At 56.1% G+C, this 14,927-nt stretch carries 13 protein-coding genes; 9 read left to right on the forward strand and 4 right to left on the reverse strand.

Translation table 11 applies throughout. The annotated features are described in order from the left end of the window. Together RCA23_RS14690 and RCA23_RS14695 are read left to right on the forward strand one after the other, a co-directional pair. Window positions 1-546, forward strand: coding sequence for a DUF3833 family protein (locus RCA23_RS14690; protein ID WP_044051637.1), 546 nt, complete (start codon window positions 1-3; stop codon window positions 544-546). Between the two features lie 6 nt (window positions 547-552). Next, window positions 553-1,287 carry an SDR family NAD(P)-dependent oxidoreductase gene (locus tag RCA23_RS14695; RefSeq protein ID WP_044050935.1) on the forward strand — a complete coding sequence of 245 codons (735 nt, stop codon included), beginning with the start codon at window positions 553-555 and terminating at the stop codon, window positions 1,285-1,287. Between the two features lie 5 nt (window positions 1,288-1,292). Here the strand turns inward: RCA23_RS14695 and RCA23_RS14700 are convergent, their stop codons facing one another. The 3 genes from RCA23_RS14700 to RCA23_RS14710 are packed head-to-tail and all read right to left on the reverse strand — an operon-like array spanning window position 1,293 to window position 3,630. Then, window positions 1,293-2,354, reverse strand: a complete 1,062-nt coding sequence (locus RCA23_RS14700; protein ID WP_044050936.1) for a saccharopine dehydrogenase — start codon at window positions 2,352-2,354, stop codon at window positions 1,293-1,295. Beyond that, window positions 2,351-2,950: a glutathione S-transferase family protein gene (locus tag RCA23_RS14705; protein WP_044050937.1), complete on the reverse strand. Its 600-nt coding sequence runs from the start codon at window positions 2,948-2,950 to the stop codon at window positions 2,351-2,353. Before RCA23_RS14705 ends, RCA23_RS14700 begins: the two co-directional genes overlap by 4 nt. A 20-nt stretch (window positions 2,951-2,970) precedes the next feature. Next, a complete protein-coding gene (locus tag RCA23_RS14710; RefSeq protein WP_044050938.1) occupies window positions 2,971-3,630 on the reverse strand; it encodes a histidine phosphatase family protein in 660 nt (219 codons plus the stop codon). A 159-nt stretch (window positions 3,631-3,789) separates the two neighbouring features. Here RCA23_RS14710 and fdhF point away from each other — a divergent pair, with 159 nt between their 5' ends. Next, on the forward strand, window positions 3,790-6,585 hold the full coding sequence (gene fdhF, locus RCA23_RS14715) for a formate dehydrogenase subunit alpha (RefSeq protein ID WP_044050939.1): 2,796 nt from the start codon (window positions 3,790-3,792) through the stop codon (window positions 6,583-6,585). Between the two features lie 2 nt (window positions 6,586-6,587). Here fdhF and RCA23_RS14720 read toward each other — a convergent pair whose 3' ends face one another. Continuing rightward, a complete protein-coding gene (locus RCA23_RS14720) occupies window positions 6,588-7,796 on the reverse strand; it encodes a pentapeptide repeat-containing protein (protein WP_044050940.1) in 1,209 nt (402 codons plus the stop codon). Between the two features lie 160 nt (window positions 7,797-7,956). On the opposite strand from RCA23_RS14720, the gene RCA23_RS14725 reads away from it, so the two are divergent. The 6 genes from RCA23_RS14725 (at window position 7,957) to RCA23_RS14750 (ending at window position 14,851) form a co-directional block, all read left to right on the forward strand. Further along, the gene (locus RCA23_RS14725; RefSeq protein WP_044050941.1) at window positions 7,957-8,463 is read left to right on the forward strand and encodes a DUF1643 domain-containing protein; all 507 of its coding nucleotides are present in this window, start codon (window positions 7,957-7,959) and stop codon (window positions 8,461-8,463) included. Then, entirely contained in the window at window positions 8,460-9,344 is an 885-nt protein-coding gene (locus tag RCA23_RS14730) for an alpha/beta fold hydrolase (protein ID WP_044050942.1), read from the forward strand. The genes RCA23_RS14725 and RCA23_RS14730 overlap by 4 nt, the downstream gene beginning before the upstream one ends. Before the next feature lie 145 nt (window positions 9,345-9,489). Continuing rightward, window positions 9,490-9,759, forward strand: coding sequence for a 30S ribosomal protein S15 (gene rpsO, locus RCA23_RS14735; protein WP_044050943.1), 270 nt, complete (start codon window positions 9,490-9,492; stop codon window positions 9,757-9,759). A 115-nt stretch (window positions 9,760-9,874) separates the two neighbouring features. Continuing rightward, a complete protein-coding gene (locus RCA23_RS14740) occupies window positions 9,875-10,783 on the forward strand; it encodes a DMT family transporter (RefSeq protein ID WP_052377215.1) in 909 nt (302 codons plus the stop codon). 165 nt (window positions 10,784-10,948) lie between these two features. Further along, window positions 10,949-13,084, forward strand: a complete 2,136-nt coding sequence (gene pnp / locus RCA23_RS14745; RefSeq protein ID WP_044050944.1) for a polyribonucleotide nucleotidyltransferase — start codon at window positions 10,949-10,951, stop codon at window positions 13,082-13,084. Window positions 13,085-13,408: 324 nt separating this feature from the next. Continuing rightward, on the forward strand, window positions 13,409-14,851 hold the full coding sequence (locus tag RCA23_RS14750) for an aldehyde dehydrogenase family protein (protein ID WP_044050945.1): 1,443 nt from the start codon (window positions 13,409-13,411) through the stop codon (window positions 14,849-14,851). Window positions 14,852-14,927: the final 76 nt, after the last annotated feature.

Below are 14,927 nucleotides of genomic sequence, written 5' to 3' on the forward strand. Positions count from 1 at the left end.
ATGACTTTCATCATCTTGGCCGCACTCGCTCTGGCGCTTGGCCTGCGCTATGCCACCGGCTTCAGAGCCCAGCGCCCGCAGCACTATGGCGCCAGCACGCCCGTGTTCGATGTCAGAGAGGTCCTAAAAGGGCCAATGCTGTGCGAAGGGGTGATCTATGGTCCCTTTGGCCGCGTAACGACCCGCTTTGTCGCCCAAATGCATGCGGAATGGCAGGGCAATGAAGGTCGCATGACCGAAGAATTCCGCTACGACAGCGGCACAGTCCAGCACCGCGAATGGACTTTGAAACTCAGTGACGATGGCCAGATTCAAGCCACTGCGCCAGATTTAATCGGCATAGGCTATGGGCAGCAATCGGGCGCAACGGTGATGCTTGCCTATGACATCAAACTCACCGAAGAGGCCGGTGGCCACGCGCTCAAGGTCACAGATTGGATGTATCTCATGGAGAATGGTGCAATCATGAACCGGAGCCAGTTTCGAAAATTTGGGTTCAAAGTTGCAGAATTGGTCGCCACAATGCGGCCTATGCCGGCGGTTTGATCCGTAATGAACTATGCTGCAAAACGCTACTGGCTCATAGGCGCCAGTGAGGGGCTTGGCCGGGCTCTTGCCCATAAGATGAGTGCTGCGGGCGCAGAGCTCATTCTGTCGGCCCGCTCAGAGACACGTTTGCAGGCCTTGGCCGATGCCCTGCCCGGCCCGGCAGAGGTTCTGCCTTTGGATCTGGCCGATAGCGCATCTGTCGCAGCTGCCGGCGCGCGGTTGGGTCATGTGGACGGGGTGGTGTTTCTAGCGGGGGTTTATTGGCCCATGCCGGCGCAAAACTGGAATGGCGCGCAGGCTCTGGCCATGGCCGACATCAATTTCATCGGCGCGTTCCGAGTTCTTGATCAAGTGATGGAGTCTTTTCTGGCGCGTGATGCCGGGCATATTGTGCTGACCGGCTCTCTTTCTGGGTTTCGAGGTCTGCCCGGTGCGATTGGCTACGGACCTTCAAAAGCGGGGCTTATGGCCTTGGCAGAAAGCCTGCGCGCTGATCTGCACCGCACAGGAATCAAAGTACAGCTGGCCAATCCCGGCTTTATTAAAACCCGCCTGACCGATAAAAATAGCTTTGCGATGCCCTTTATCATGTCGCCCGAAAAAGCCGCAGATCACATGCTACGCCACATGGAAACTACGCGATTTCAATACAGCTTTCCGCGCCTATTTTCCTGGGTATTTCGAGGCAGTCGCTTTTTGCCTGAACGGCTATATTTCAAGATTTTTGGCAAGAGCTGAGGAGTTCAAGACGCCGAGTCTTTACCCAAAATTGACAGATGGTTGTCAAAATGCGCACCCGCCTTGGCCCAAACACCCTGCGCCATATCGTGCAACCCCAATAGGCTTGGCAAAAGCTGTGCTGCAAAATCCTCGGAACTTTCACGCGGCAAGAGTGACGGCAAGTTATCAATCGCCGTGACGTCCAAAATCGGATGTTCATGAACACGCAGCGCGGGATGCTCCCAGCTTGTGGTGCGATCGTAAACTTTGATGGGAGAAAAGGCACTGCCCGGGTCGCATGCAATATCGCCAATAACCCGAAGCACGCGCGGTGCGCTTGAGGCAGAGGCCGGCACGAAAACCGGAGTTGACGCGCTGGCAAGAATGCAGTTGAGAAAAATGTCATGGGTCAAAATTTCGGGAAATGGCCCGCCCTGCGCGGTTTGCGCCATATCCCAGCCGGTCACTTCAGCGCCCATGGCGCGGCAAAAATCACGCGCGCCGCTGCCCACCCGACCCAGAGCGCCGATGATGATGACCTTTGGACAGGTATCCCCCCCAAGATCTGCAGCGATATGGTGTTGTAGAGCCGCCGCGGAAGAAAAGGTCTGCAAAGGGGCGCAAAGCCCACCGCTGCGCGCCGCCGCCCAGCATTTGAGCGCAACCGCCGCCCCGGCATATCCAGCCCAGTAGCCAAAGGCAGCGACCCGTCGCCCGGTGTCATCCGTGAGATACTCCAGATCATAAAGCCGCCCGCCCCCTCGCTTAAACCGCGCCAGCAAGCGCGCGCCGTCCGGCTGACCCTTATAGGCATGTCCAAACATGATATGGCGATGCACCAGCGGGCTATCGTCGTCGGGCAGCTCTTTCAATCCAAAGATAATTGCGTCTTTAGGGGCGTTGCGCCAGGATCCCGTCGCGGCCAAGCGGCACCCTTTGTAATCCGCCAGGGAAATAGCACGGCTCGGATCTTCTTCCAAAGTTACTTGAAACCCGGCCCGGAGAAGCTCTGCCACACCGTCCGGGGTCACGCCGACACGTTGCTCATTCGGGCGCTCTTCGGCACGAATCCAAATATGGGTCATAACAGACCTTTCTCAGCGAGCGTCGCAGCCGAGGGGCGCGCGGCGATGGACCGTTGCAGCTGTGCCAACTTGGGGTAATTTTGAATCTTCACCCCATCGCCAGCCAGCCATTGCGTAATGGCAAAAAGATGGGCATCTGCCAGGGTGAACTCAGCCCCAAATATATACGGGCCGACGATGACATTTTCCACATAAGCACAGCTTTCCGCCATGGTTTGCGGGACTTTCGCTCTCATATCCTCAAAGGAGGTTTCCAGATCAGCCCAGCGATAGCCACGCAATATATGCGCATGATTTATATGCATGGTGGCGGCGAGATAATAGGATATCTCCCGATGCTTGGCGCAGGCAAACGCGTCCTTTGGCAGCATATGCGGGGCGATATATTCCAAGATCGCCGCAGTCTCGGTCAATATGCCGCCCTCAGTGACCAAAGCCGGAACGCGGCCCTTTGAGTTGATCTCCAGATAGGCCTGACTGCGCTGATCCTCAGTGGCAAAATCAATCAAACATAGCTCATATTCGGCCCCCACCTCCTCCAACACAAGCGCAACTGCGACGGAAATGGTGCCTTTGGTGGCGAAAAGTTTTAGCATAGTCTGTCCTAATTCGTTTATTAAATCACGGTCCGAGCATGGCGGCGGTCGGCAGCATCCAAATGTGGCGTGCCATTATAGCTTGCCATTTGCGTCGCGCCTTGTGCAATTGAAAATCGATGTATCGAAGAATTATGAATAGGCAACATCACCTGGGCAAACCCCTCCGGCCCTAGGGACAAATGTTGGGCAATCGCCATGCCAATCACGCCGCCAGAGGTGATCACCAAACTGCGGCCGCCAAGCTCTGTGAGCTCCGACATCACTTGTCCGAAGCGATCTGCGAAACTGCGGTAGCTTTCATGGGCACTGTCCAACCGGCCCGCATGCCAAGCGGTGAAAAGCTGTGGCGCATGCTGGGCAAATTCTTCCGCTGAGCTGGGCAAAGGCTTTCGGGTTTGCGCCTGATATTCTCGGGCCAAATCAAAATAGCGCAGCTCATTCACCCGGGGGTCAATCGCGATGCTCTGCGACAGAGCTAACCCCGCTGCGGTCTCCTGATGCCGCCGAAGATCGCCACAAATCACCCGATCAAACGCTGTGTCCTGCGCGCGCAGATAATCGCCCAGCCAAGCAGATTGTTGATGACCCGTGGCGGAAAGCTTGTCATAGCTTTCCTCATCTTGGGCACCGGTATTGGCTTGTCCGTGACGGATCAATATAATTTCACTTTGACTCATGGCACTGAGTTAGCCCGCTTTAGCGGTTTTGCCAATCGGCTTGAAATGATATGCATCGGAAACCTGCCTTGGCGCAAATTTGGCCATGCCTGTCGCGTATGACACCTGTTTTGAGCAAAAAACTGGTCTAACAAGAGAAAGATTCGCAGGAGACGTTCGATGTCAGAGACAGTAACATTCACCCTTGATGGCGCAGAGGTTTCGGCCCCGGCAGGACAAACGATTTGGGACGTCACCAAAGGCCAAGGCTTTATCATTCCCCATCTGTGTCACCGCGACGAGCCGGGATACCGGTCCGACGGCAACTGCCGCGCCTGTATGGTCGAAGTGGAAGGGGAGCGGACGCTGGTCGCCTCCTGCATCCGTCCCGTCGCCGAAGGCATGGTCGTGCACACCCGCTCGGACCGCGCCAAGCAGGCCCGTCGGATGGTTATGGAAATGCTGGTTGCAGATCAGCCGACGCCAGAAGTGGCACATGACAAATCCAGCCACCTTTGGGAGATGGCCGCAGGTCAAGGCGTCCTCGAAAGCCGCTTTCCAAAACTCGAAGAGGGGCGCATTCCCCTATTGGATGACAGCCATGTCGCCATGTCCGTCAATCTCGATGCCTGTATTCAATGCGGCCTTTGCGTGCGCGCCTGCCGCGAGGTTCAGGTCAATGACGTTATCGGCATGTCTGGCCGGGGTCATGATGCCTATCCAACCTTTGATATGGCAGACCCCATGGGTGAAAGCAGTTGTGTGGCCTGCGGTGAATGCGTGCAAGCCTGCCCGACAGGAGCACTCTTGCCGGCCACCGTCACCGATGAAAACCAGATCGGCGACAGCAAAGATTTTGATCATGAAGTCGAAAGCATCTGCCCCTTCTGCGGGGTGGGCTGTCAAGTCAGCCTCAAGATCAAAGGGGATCGCGTTAAATATGTCGAAGGGATCAATGGCCCCGCAAATGAGGGGCGCCTCTGCGTGAAAGGTCGGTTTGGATTTGACTATATCCATCACGACCACCGCCTGACCAAACCCCTCATCCGCAGAGAGGATGCGCCAGCCAAGGGGCTCAACGTTGATCCAGGAAATTGGGGCGATGTCTTCCGTGAAGCCAGCTGGGAGGAGGCATTGGATCTTGCGGCCGGTGGTCTGGCCAAGCTCAAGCAATCCCACGGCGGCGCCTCCGTCGCGGGCTTTGGCTCGGCGAAATGCACCAATGAGGAAGCCTATCTGTTCCAAAAGCTCATCCGCCAGGGTTTCGGGCATAACAATGTGGATCACTGCACCCGCCTCTGCCACGCCTCCAGCGTTGCGGCCTTGATGGAGAACGTTGGCTCTGGCGCGGTCACTGCGACCTTTAACGAGATTGAAAACGCCGATGTGGCGATTGTCATCGGTGCAAATCCAATTGAAAATCATCCCGTTGCGGCGACTTATTTTAAGCAATTCACCAAACGCGGCGGGAAGCTGATTGTCATGGATCCGCGCGGACAGGCCCTCAAGCGCTTTGCCAGCCACATGCTGCAATTTCGCCCTGGGGCGGATGTCAGTATGCTCAACGCCATCATGCATGTGATCGTGGAGGAAGGCCTCTATGATCAGCAATACATCGACGCCTACACCGAAAACTGGGAGGCAGAGCGCGCGCATCTCAAAGGCTTCAGCCCTGAGAAAATGGCCGATATCTGCGGCATTGATGCGGAAACCCTGCGCGATGTGGCGCGGGTGTTTGCCGGTGGTAAGGCGGGGATGATCTTCTGGGGCATGGGGGTGTCGCAGCATATCCACGGCACTGACAATTCGCGCTGCCTGATTAGCCTGGCGCTCATGACCGGGCATGTGGGCCGGCCGGGTACGGGGCTGCATCCCCTGCGCGGGCAAAACAATGTGCAGGGTGCCTCTGACGCTGGGCTCATCCCGATGTTCCTGCCCGATATGCAAACCGTGGTCAGCGATGAGGTTCGGTCCAAATTCGCCGACATCTGGGCCCGCGATGGTGGTGTCAATGAGCCACTGGACCCCAACAAAGGTCTCACCGTCACCGAAATCATGGATGCTGTGCACACGGGCGATATTCGCGGCATGTATGTGCTAGGCGAAAACCCAGCCATGTCCGATCCTGACGTGGCCCATGCTCGGGATGCTTTGGCCAAGCTGGAGCATCTGGTGGTGCAAGATATTTTCATCACCGAAACCGCCAATTATGCCGATGTGATCCTGCCCGCCGCCGCCTTTGCCGAAAAGAGCGGCACCGTCACCAACACCAACCGGCAAGTGCAAATGGGCCGGCCAGCGGTCCCCCCACCGGGCGAGGCGCGCGCGGATTGGTGGATCGAAGTGGAATTGGCCAAACGGCTTGGGCTGGGCTGGAGCTATACCCACCCCAGTGAGGTTTTCGCTGAGATGAAGCTGACCATGAAATCCTTTGACAATATCAGCTGGGAGCGTCTCGAAAACGAGAATGCGGTGACCTACCCATCGCTCTCGCCCACAGATCCGGGCCAGCCCATCGTCTTTGGTGATGGCTTCCCGCGGCTGGATGGGCGCGCGCGCTTTACCCCAGCAGATTTGATTGCCCCCGATGATGTGCCAGATGCCGATTATCCGATGATCCTGACCACGGGCCGGCAGCTCGAACATTGGCATACGGGCTCCATGACCCGGCGCTCAAAGGTGCTGGATTCGGTGGAGCCAGAGGCCAATTGCTCGCTGCATCCCTCCACCCTGCGCAAGCTGGGCGTGGCGCCGGGCGGCTTGGTTCGTTTGACCACCAAACGCGGCAGCATTGAGATTATGGCCCGCGAGGATCGCGCCGTGGCGCCGGATATGGTCTTTTTGCCCTTCGCCTTTGTGGAGGCGGCGGCCAATCTTCTGACCAATTCCGCAGTGGACCCCTTTGGCAAAATCCCCGAATTCAAATTCTCCGCGGTGAAGGTGGAAAATGCCAAGGATCAAATCGCCGCCGAATAGCGTCAGACCGACATGCGGAATTTGAGCCTGAGCGCCAGGGCCATGAGAAACAAAAGGAACGGGCTGAGGATCGCGGCCATGGCGCTGAGAAAATGCAGCACATGCGGCGCGGCACGTAGGGCTTTGAGGGTGTGCTCCTCAACATAGGCATGGCCGCCGACAAACGGCACCATCCGCCCGCCGGTGTGGTAGAGCACATCCCAGGTCGTGACCGCCGCCTCCTGCGCGGCCCATCCTCGCCAGGCGGCAAAGGTGAAACCCCAGATACAAAGCAGCGCCAAAGCCGGCCGGCCAATTGAGGTGCCATGATCACAAATCCACGCATAGGCTTTGCGCAGAAGCCGCTCAAATGATGGCTCTGCCAGCTCCGTCCGACAGGCCAGCTCCCGCCGGATCATCTCCTTCCGCAGCTCCAACTGCCCGATATGTTCGGCTTGGGTGCGGATGAATTCGTAGGAGGTAATTTGAGCGAGCAAGGCACCTTTGATGGTGTCTTCGGTTTTCTTGTGGCCATTTCGTTTTGGAATATCTGGCCAGGTGACACCATGGAAATCACTGCCCGGATGAAGTTTTTGCCCGTGGAACATTGGGGTAAAATTTAAAAAATGTGCATCTCGAAAACTCATATCCAGAATTCTGTCATTCTTCGACCAATAAAAATCAATCTGTCCACAAAAAGTGACCCTATCGAAGAGAGCAGCAACGCGGAATTGCGCATCTCCGAAATGGACAGCTTCCAAAAATTCAGAGCCTGAAAATATGGCCCATTGTTCGAAATTTGCACCATAAAAATCAACGGGGCGCTCAAAACAACAATTCTTAAAACTGATCGTTCGTGCAAAAATTGCGCCTGCGAAACTTAACTTCTTTCTGAAAATAAGGTTATCGATCGTTATATTTGGCAGGAGTTGACTAAAATCAGTACCAAATGGAAACAAACTTTTAGCATTTTCGAGTTCTTCGTCAGACAATGGCGACGCGCGCCTAAGTTCAGCACTGTCAATGTCCCAATCTTTCATTAAAAGTAAGCGCCGTGCGTCGGTGACCTTCAAGGATACCAAGCGCGCCCGTCTTTCCTCAACCAAATACTTCATAAACCCATTCCAACGGTTGGCGAGGCGTACTGGGTGCTCATCCGACCACAAGATCAGCTTTACCCAAGGGTTGTCGCTCTCTTCGACCGAAATGCGGTCGGGTTTGGGGTCGCTCATCGGTTCAAATCACTTTGTCATCAAATATCGCCGCCCAAATGGGCTGGCCGAGGCAAGCCTGCAAAATATTTTGACAAATGGCAATATATCAGGGGCTTGCCCATGGGCCGGGCGGGACAGGCGCTCTTGAACTTCGCCACACAATCGCCCAGCATAGGCTATGATCACCCGCTCCCATATCAAGGACGATGCGCCCAGCGTCGCGGTCTATTCCGACTGCGAGCGGTATCGCTATGCTCTGACCCGCGTTTGGGAGCCGCAGGGGCGGCGGTTGAGCTTTGTGATGCTCAACCCCTCCACCGCCACCGAGGTGCAAAACGATCCCACAGTCGAGCGCTGCGAGCGGCGGGCGCGGGCCTTGGGCTTTGGCGGGTTTCGCGTGACCAATATCTTTGCCTGGCGCGACACTGACCCACGAAAGATGCGCGCCGCTCTTGATCCCATCGGCCCCGATAATGACGCGGCGATTCGTGAGGCCTGCGCCTGGGGCGATCAGGTGATTGCCGCTTGGGGCACCCATGGGGCGCATTTGAACCGCGGCCCGCAGGTCGAGGCGCTGTTGCGCGCGTCGGGCCGTTCGGTGCTGCATTTGGGCCTGTCCAAGGCCGGACATCCCAAACATCCGCTCTATATCGCCTATACGCAACAGCCCGAGGTTTGGACATGATTGAAGGTTTCACTAAGACAGTCATCCGCTGCAACGGCGTGGATCTCGCGGTGCATCGCGCTGGGCAGGGCCAGCCGCTGCTCTTGATCCACGGGTTTCCGCAAAATCATATGTGCTGGGAAAGCGTGGCGCCGCAATTGGCGCGGCGGCATGATGTGATCATTCCCGATTTGCGCGGCTATGGTGAAAGCAGCGCGCCTACAAATGATCCCAGCAACACGACCTATTCCAAGCGCACAATGGCGCAGGATATGGCCGATCTTCTCACCGCGCTGGATATTTCTCGCGCAGATGTCCTGGGCCATGACCGCGGCGCACGGGTCGCCTATCGTTTTGCCCTGGATCATCCCGAGCGGCTGGGCAAGCTGGGCATCATCGAAATTGTGCCGACCGCCGATTTCTGGGCCAGCTGGACGGCCGATCTGGCCATGGCCGCCTATCATTGGACCTTTCTGGCCCAACCCGCCCCCCTGCCGGAGCGGATGATCGGGGCGGATCCTGTGGCCTATGTGGAGTGGACCTTGGCGCAATGGACGCTGACCAAAAGCCTTGAGGCCTTTTCCCCCGCCGCCTTGGACAGTTACCGCGCGCAGGCCCTTGATCCCGCACGGGTTCATGCCATGTGCGCAGATTATCGCGCCGGAGCCAGCTTTGACCGCGCCTTGGATGAGGCCGATAAAGCCGCTGGAAAACAGATCACCGCACCACTGCGCTTGCTCTATGGCGCCCATGGGTTTCCGGCCAAAAGCGGCAATGCCGCCGAAATCTGGCGCAGCTGGGCCCCTGCGGTGGAGGCCAGCGTTTGTGAGGCTGGGCATTTCGTCATGGAGGAAAATCCAAGGGCTGTTCTTGCGGCCTTTGAGCCCTTCTTTGCGCCCTAGAAAATCCCCTTCCCTTTCGCCAAAAACTTCCCTATACGCAGCCATCGCTCAGATTCCTTGTGAGGTTTTGAGCGGTGCCTCCACGGGCCTTGCTGGACGACATCCCGGCCTGCGCCATAACCCTTAACCTTTAAAGGAGACCCCGATGTCGATTACTGCTGAAGAAAAAGCACGGCTCATGAAAGAATTCGCCATCAAAGAGGGCGACACAGGTTCACCTGAAGTTCAGGTTGCAATCTTGTCCTCGCGCATCGCGACTTTGACTGAGCACTTTAAAACCCATAAAAAAGACAACCACGGTCGCCGCGGTTTGCTGAAAATGGTGGCCACACGTCGTAAGCTTCTGGATTATGCCCGCAGCAAAGACGAAGCCCGTTACCAAGATTTGATCAAACGTTTGGGCCTGCGCCGCTAAGCCTCGGTCCAATCATCGATTTAAAAACCGCATCCTTCGGGGTGCGGTTTTTGCGTTTGCAGGCAGAGGTCTTTAAGGGCTAGACAATCGGCCCCATCTGCTGGACAGATTTTCCATGCAATTTGCCAACCCCTCAAACCGGTTCGCCTCCCTCGCTGTTTTGATCGCTGCGGGAATTTGGGGGCTGTATTGGATTCCACTGCGCTATCTTGCAGGCCTGGGGGTGCGCGAAGACTGGGCCGTTGCATTGATCAATATTCCAGCCGCTTTTGTCGCCCTCGCCCTGTTCCTTTGGCAGTTTCGCAGCCAGCTGCCACATCTGCGCCGCGGGGCTTTGATCGGCGTGTTCATGGGATTAACCGTGGCGCTGTTCACCATTGGTCTGGTGCTCTCTTCAGTGGTGCGGGTGACATTGCTGTTTTACCTCGCGCCGATTTGGTCGACGCTGATTGGCAGCTATTGGCTGAAGGAAGAGGTCACCCGCGGCCGCTGGATCGCCATTGCCATCGGCTTGCTCGGCCTTGGGTTTTTGGTGTCCCAAGGCGGCGGGCAGGTGCCGCTCAACATCGGTGATGCTTTGGGGTTCCTGTCGGGCATCACCTGGGCCTTAGGCGGCGCGATGATCAAACGCTATGGTGAGGTTCCCATGCCGACGTTGCTTTTGTTTCAGTTCTGCCTCGCCTCCGTATTTGCGCTGTTGTTTGGGGCGCTGTGGGGCCAAGGTTCGGGCCCAAGCCTGGCGCTTTTGCAGCAAGTGGCGCCCGCCTCAACTGTGATTTCCATTGGGATCATTCTGCCGTCGATATTAATTATCTTCTGGGCGCAAAAATTTCTCTTCCCGGGCAGGGTAGCCCTTTTGATGATGACCGAAGTCATCGTCGCCACCCTCACCGCCAGCTTGTTGCTGCCAGAAGAGGCCATGGGGATGCTGGAATGGATCGGGGCTTGCCTCATTGTCGGGGCCTGTGTGGTAGAAATCTTTGAAGAGCCCGCGGCCGACGGCACTCCGACCCAAGCCAGGTAAAACTCCCCAATATTACGCCCCCCCTTCCCCCGCAGTAAATATTGCTATAGATGCGCGCTATCTGAAACGCGGCGCCCGGACTCCAGCGCCCGAAAATAAGATATCGGGGTCGGCGGCAATGGGGCCGCCATGTGACAGGCCAATGGGCCGTTTAGGAAAACACAGATGTTTACAGAAACTAAAAAATCCATTCAGTGGGGCGAAGAAACCCTTACTTTGGAAACAGGTAAGGTTGCCCGTCAAGCCGATGGCACCGTAATTGCGACTTTGGGTGAAACCTCAGTTATGGCGAACGTAACATTCGCCAAAAGCCAAAAACCCGGTCAGGACTTTTTCCCTCTGACTGTACATTACAATGAAAAATATTACGCCGCCGGTAAAATTCCAGGTGGCTTTTTCAAACGTGAAGCGCGTCCAACTGAAAAAGAGACGCTGACATCTCGCTTGATCGATCGCCCAATCCGGCCTTTGTTCGTGCCGGGCTTCAAAAACGAAGTCTTGGTGATCTGTACCGTTCTGTCTCATGACTTGGTCAATGACCCTGACATGGTTGCGATGATCGCGGCCTCGGCGGCTCTGACCATTTCGGGCGCACCATTCATGGGCCCAATCGCAGGCGCGCGTGTGGGCTTTGTTGATGGTGAATATGTTCTCAATCCAACAATTGATGACATGCACAACCTGCGCCAGAACCCTGAGCAGCGCTTGGATCTGGTTGTGGCCGGCACCAAAGATGCGGTGATGATGGTTGAATCCGAAGCCTATGAGCTGTCTGAAGATGAGATGCTCGGCGCGGTTGCTTTTGCACATGAGCAAATCCAGCCTGTGATTGATCTGATCGTGGATCTGGCGGAAGATTGCGCGAAAGAGCCTTTTGACTTCCAAGCTCCAGATTACAGCGACCTCTTCGCTGCCGTATCTGCTGCTGGTGAAGAGGCCATGCGCGCCGCTTACGCCATCACCGATAAACAAGAACGCACCTCTGCGGTTGCCGCAGCGAAAGACGCGATCAAAGCCAGCCTGAGCGAAGAGCAATTGGCCGATGAAAACCTCGGTTCTGCTTTGAAAAAACTGGAATCCAAAGTTCTGCGCGGCGATGTCGTCAAGAATGGCAAGCGCATCGATGGGCGCGCCTTGGATACGGTACGCGCAATCAATTGCGAAACCGGCCTGTTGCCACGTACACACGGCTCTGCTCTGTTCACCCGTGGTGAGACGCAGGGTCTGGTCGTGACCACTTTGGGCACCGGCGATGATGAGCAAATGATCGACGCCTTGCACGGCACTTATAAATCCAACTTCCTGCTGCATTATAACTTCCCGCCCTATTCGGTCGGCGAAGTTGGCCGCTTTGGCCCTCCGGGCCGCCGCGAAATTGGGCATGGGAAATTGGCATGGCGTGCACTTCAGGCGGTTTTGCCTGCAGCGACCGACTTTCCTTACACGATCCGTTTGGTCTCTGAGATCACCGAATCCAACGGCTCTTCCTCTATGGCCTCCGTCTGTGGTGGCTCGCTGTCCATGATGGATGCAGGTGTGCCTTTGAAAGCACCTGTGGCCGGTGTCGCCATGGGTCTGATCTTGGAAGATGACGGTGAATATGCCGTTCTGACCGATATCTTGGGCGATGAAGATCACCTCGGCGATATGGACTTCAAAGTGGCCGGCACAGAAGCCGGGATCACCTCATTGCAAATGGACATCAAAGTGGCCGGCATTACGCAGGACATTATGAAAAAAGCCTTGGCGCAAGCCAAAGCTGGCCGTTTGCATATCTTGGGTGAAATGGGCAAATCCATTTCGGGCGCGCAGGAATTCTCGGTACATGCTCCGCGGATTGAAACCATGCAAATCCCAACCGATAAGATCCGTGAAGTCATCGGCTCTGGCGGTAAAGTGATCCGCGAGATCGTTGAAGTCTCCGGCGCGAAAGTTGATATCAACGACGAAGGCGTGATTAAAATCGCCAGCCCGAATGGCGATAGCATCAAAACAGCCTATGACATGATCCACGCGATTGTGGCAGAGCCTGAAGAAAATGCGATCTACAAAGGCAAAGTTGTCAAAGTTGTCGACTTCGGCGCATTTGTAAACTTCTTCGGCAAACGCGATGGTCTGGTGCATGTCAGCCAAATCGAAAATCGCCGCTTGAACCACCCCTCCGATGTTCTCAAAGAAGGTCAAGAGGTTTGGGTCAAACTGCTGGGCTTTGATGATCGCGGTAAGGTGCGTTTGGCCATGAAAATGGTCAACCAAGAAACCGGCGAAGAAATCGCAGCCGATGAGGCCAGCGAAGGCTAAACCGCCAAGAGCCAACATCTTAAAAAGCCCCGCCTTTGGTGGGGCTTTTTTTGGGTAAACCAAATCCTTAAATAAGACCTCTGCATAACCCAGCCGCCACGCCAAAACATGTGCCCGGTGGCAACACCGGGCTGTGCCTGCCCAGGCCGGCGCTGCCCTCATTTCAACACTGTCCGGTGTTTTCACCGGGCAAAGTGTTCTGACTGGGCGGCTCTGTAGTGCACCGGTCCTTAACAAAAAATTTACATCCCTAGGCCTTCAACGCTTGCGAAAATCATTCGGCAGTGACATTCTCTGTCGAATTCAGTTCTGCGGGAGGCAAAGATGATCGAAAAGCGCCAATTTTATATAAACGGCCAATGGGTTAACCCAGCAACAGCGCATGACTTTGATGTCATAGATCCAAGCACAGAAGACGTGGTTGGGGTGATCTCCTTAGGCGGCCAGGCCGATACAGATGCAGCGGTCGCAGCGGCCAAAGCGGCCTTCCCCAGCTGGTCCCAGACCAGCAAAGCGGAACGTTTGGAGCTCTTGGAAAAACTCCTCGAAGTTTACAAAGCCCGGCAGGCCGATATGGCCGAAGCCATCAGCCTTGAAATGGGCGCGCCACAGAAATTGGCCCGCAATCAGCAGGTCGGTGCTGGGACATGGCATTTGCAAGGCTTCATTAATGCTTTCAAAGACTTTGAATTTGATCGCCCGCTTGGCCCCCAAGCGCCCAATGAGCGCACGGTCATGGAACCAATTGGTGTGACCGCTTTGATCACCCCTTGGAACTGGCCCATGAATCAAATTGTGCTCAAAGCCGTGCCCGCGCTGGCCTCTGGCTGCACCATGGTGTTGAAACCTTCGGAAGTCGCACCGCTCTCAGGCCTGTTGTTTGCTGAGATGATCCATGAGGCAGGCTTTCCGGCCGGTGTTTTCAACCTCGTCAATGGCGATGGACTGGGCGTTGGCACGCAATTGTCTGTGCATCCTGATGTGGATATGGTCAGCTTCACAGGGTCATCCCGTGCAGGCATCGCCATTTCGAAAGCCGCCGCAGATACGCTCAAACGCGTAAGCCTCGAGCTTGGCGGCAAAGGGGCAAATATCATTTTCGCCAATGCCGCTGAAGATGCGGTGACCAATGGCGTCGCCCGCTGCATGCGCAATTCCGGCCAATCATGCAACGCCCCGACCCGTATGTTGGTGGAGCGGTCTCGCTATGCCGAGGCTCTGGAGCAAGCCGCAGCCGCAGCCGAGGCCACCAAGGTTGGCCCCGCTTCCGAAGAGGGCAACCACATCGGTCCGGTGGTCAGTCAAATGCAGTTTGACAAAATCCAGGCCCTAATCGAAGTGGGTATCAAAGAAGATGGCGCCACATTGATCGCCGGCGGGCTTGGTCGCCCTGAAGGGTTAAACCGCGGCTTTTATGTCCGCCCGACCATATTTGCGGATGTGGACAACACCGCCCGCATCAACCGCGAGGAAATCTTTGGCCCCGTCATGAGCATCATGCCTTTTGATACGGAAGAGGAAGCCATCGCAATCGCCAATGACACGCCCTACGGTTTGACCAATTACATCCAATGCGGCGATCAAGAACAACGTCAGCGCGTGGCGCGGCAGTTGCGCTCTGGCATGGTCGAAACCAATTCCGTCGGCTTCGGCATGGGCAGCCCCTTTGGCGGCTATAAGCAATCGGGCAATGGCCGCGAAGGCGGTATATTTGGCCTGCATGAGTTCATGGAAATCAAAGCTGTGAGCTGCTGGGAAGACGTGTAGCTCTTACGCCCAAAGCCCCATCAAAACTCACTTTCCTGGACAAGCTATAAGCGCAGGGACAGGGGTTTTGGTGGGG

Source organism: Planktomarina temperata RCA23 (assembly GCF_000738435.1).
Lineage (GTDB): Bacteria > Pseudomonadota > Alphaproteobacteria > Rhodobacterales > Rhodobacteraceae > Planktomarina > Planktomarina temperata.

Coding starts and splice junctions, on each gene's coding strand:
- RCA23_RS14690 (WP_044051637.1), top strand. CDS start 1: ATGACTTTCATCATCTTGGCCGCACTCGCTCTGGCGCTTGGCCTGCGC.
- RCA23_RS14695 (WP_044050935.1), top strand. CDS start 553: ATGAACTATGCTGCAAAACGCTACTGGCTCATAGGCGCCAGTGAGGGG.
- RCA23_RS14700 (WP_044050936.1), bottom strand. CDS start 2,354: ATGACCCATATTTGGATTCGTGCCGAAGAGCGCCCGAATGAGCAACGT.
- RCA23_RS14705 (WP_044050937.1), bottom strand. CDS start 2,950: ATGCTAAAACTTTTCGCCACCAAAGGCACCATTTCCGTCGCAGTTGCG.
- RCA23_RS14710 (WP_044050938.1), bottom strand. CDS start 3,630: ATGAGTCAAAGTGAAATTATATTGATCCGTCACGGACAAGCCAATACC.
- fdhF (WP_044050939.1), top strand. CDS start 3,790: ATGTCAGAGACAGTAACATTCACCCTTGATGGCGCAGAGGTTTCGGCC.
- RCA23_RS14720 (WP_044050940.1), bottom strand. CDS start 7,796: ATGAGCGACCCCAAACCCGACCGCATTTCGGTCGAAGAGAGCGACAAC.
- RCA23_RS14725 (WP_044050941.1), top strand. CDS start 7,957: ATGATCACCCGCTCCCATATCAAGGACGATGCGCCCAGCGTCGCGGTC.
- RCA23_RS14730 (WP_044050942.1), top strand. CDS start 8,460: ATGATTGAAGGTTTCACTAAGACAGTCATCCGCTGCAACGGCGTGGAT.
- rpsO (WP_044050943.1), top strand. CDS start 9,490: ATGTCGATTACTGCTGAAGAAAAAGCACGGCTCATGAAAGAATTCGCC.
- RCA23_RS14740 (WP_052377215.1), top strand. CDS start 9,875: ATGCAATTTGCCAACCCCTCAAACCGGTTCGCCTCCCTCGCTGTTTTG.
- pnp (WP_044050944.1), top strand. CDS start 10,949: ATGTTTACAGAAACTAAAAAATCCATTCAGTGGGGCGAAGAAACCCTT.
- RCA23_RS14750 (WP_044050945.1), top strand. CDS start 13,409: ATGATCGAAAAGCGCCAATTTTATATAAACGGCCAATGGGTTAACCCA.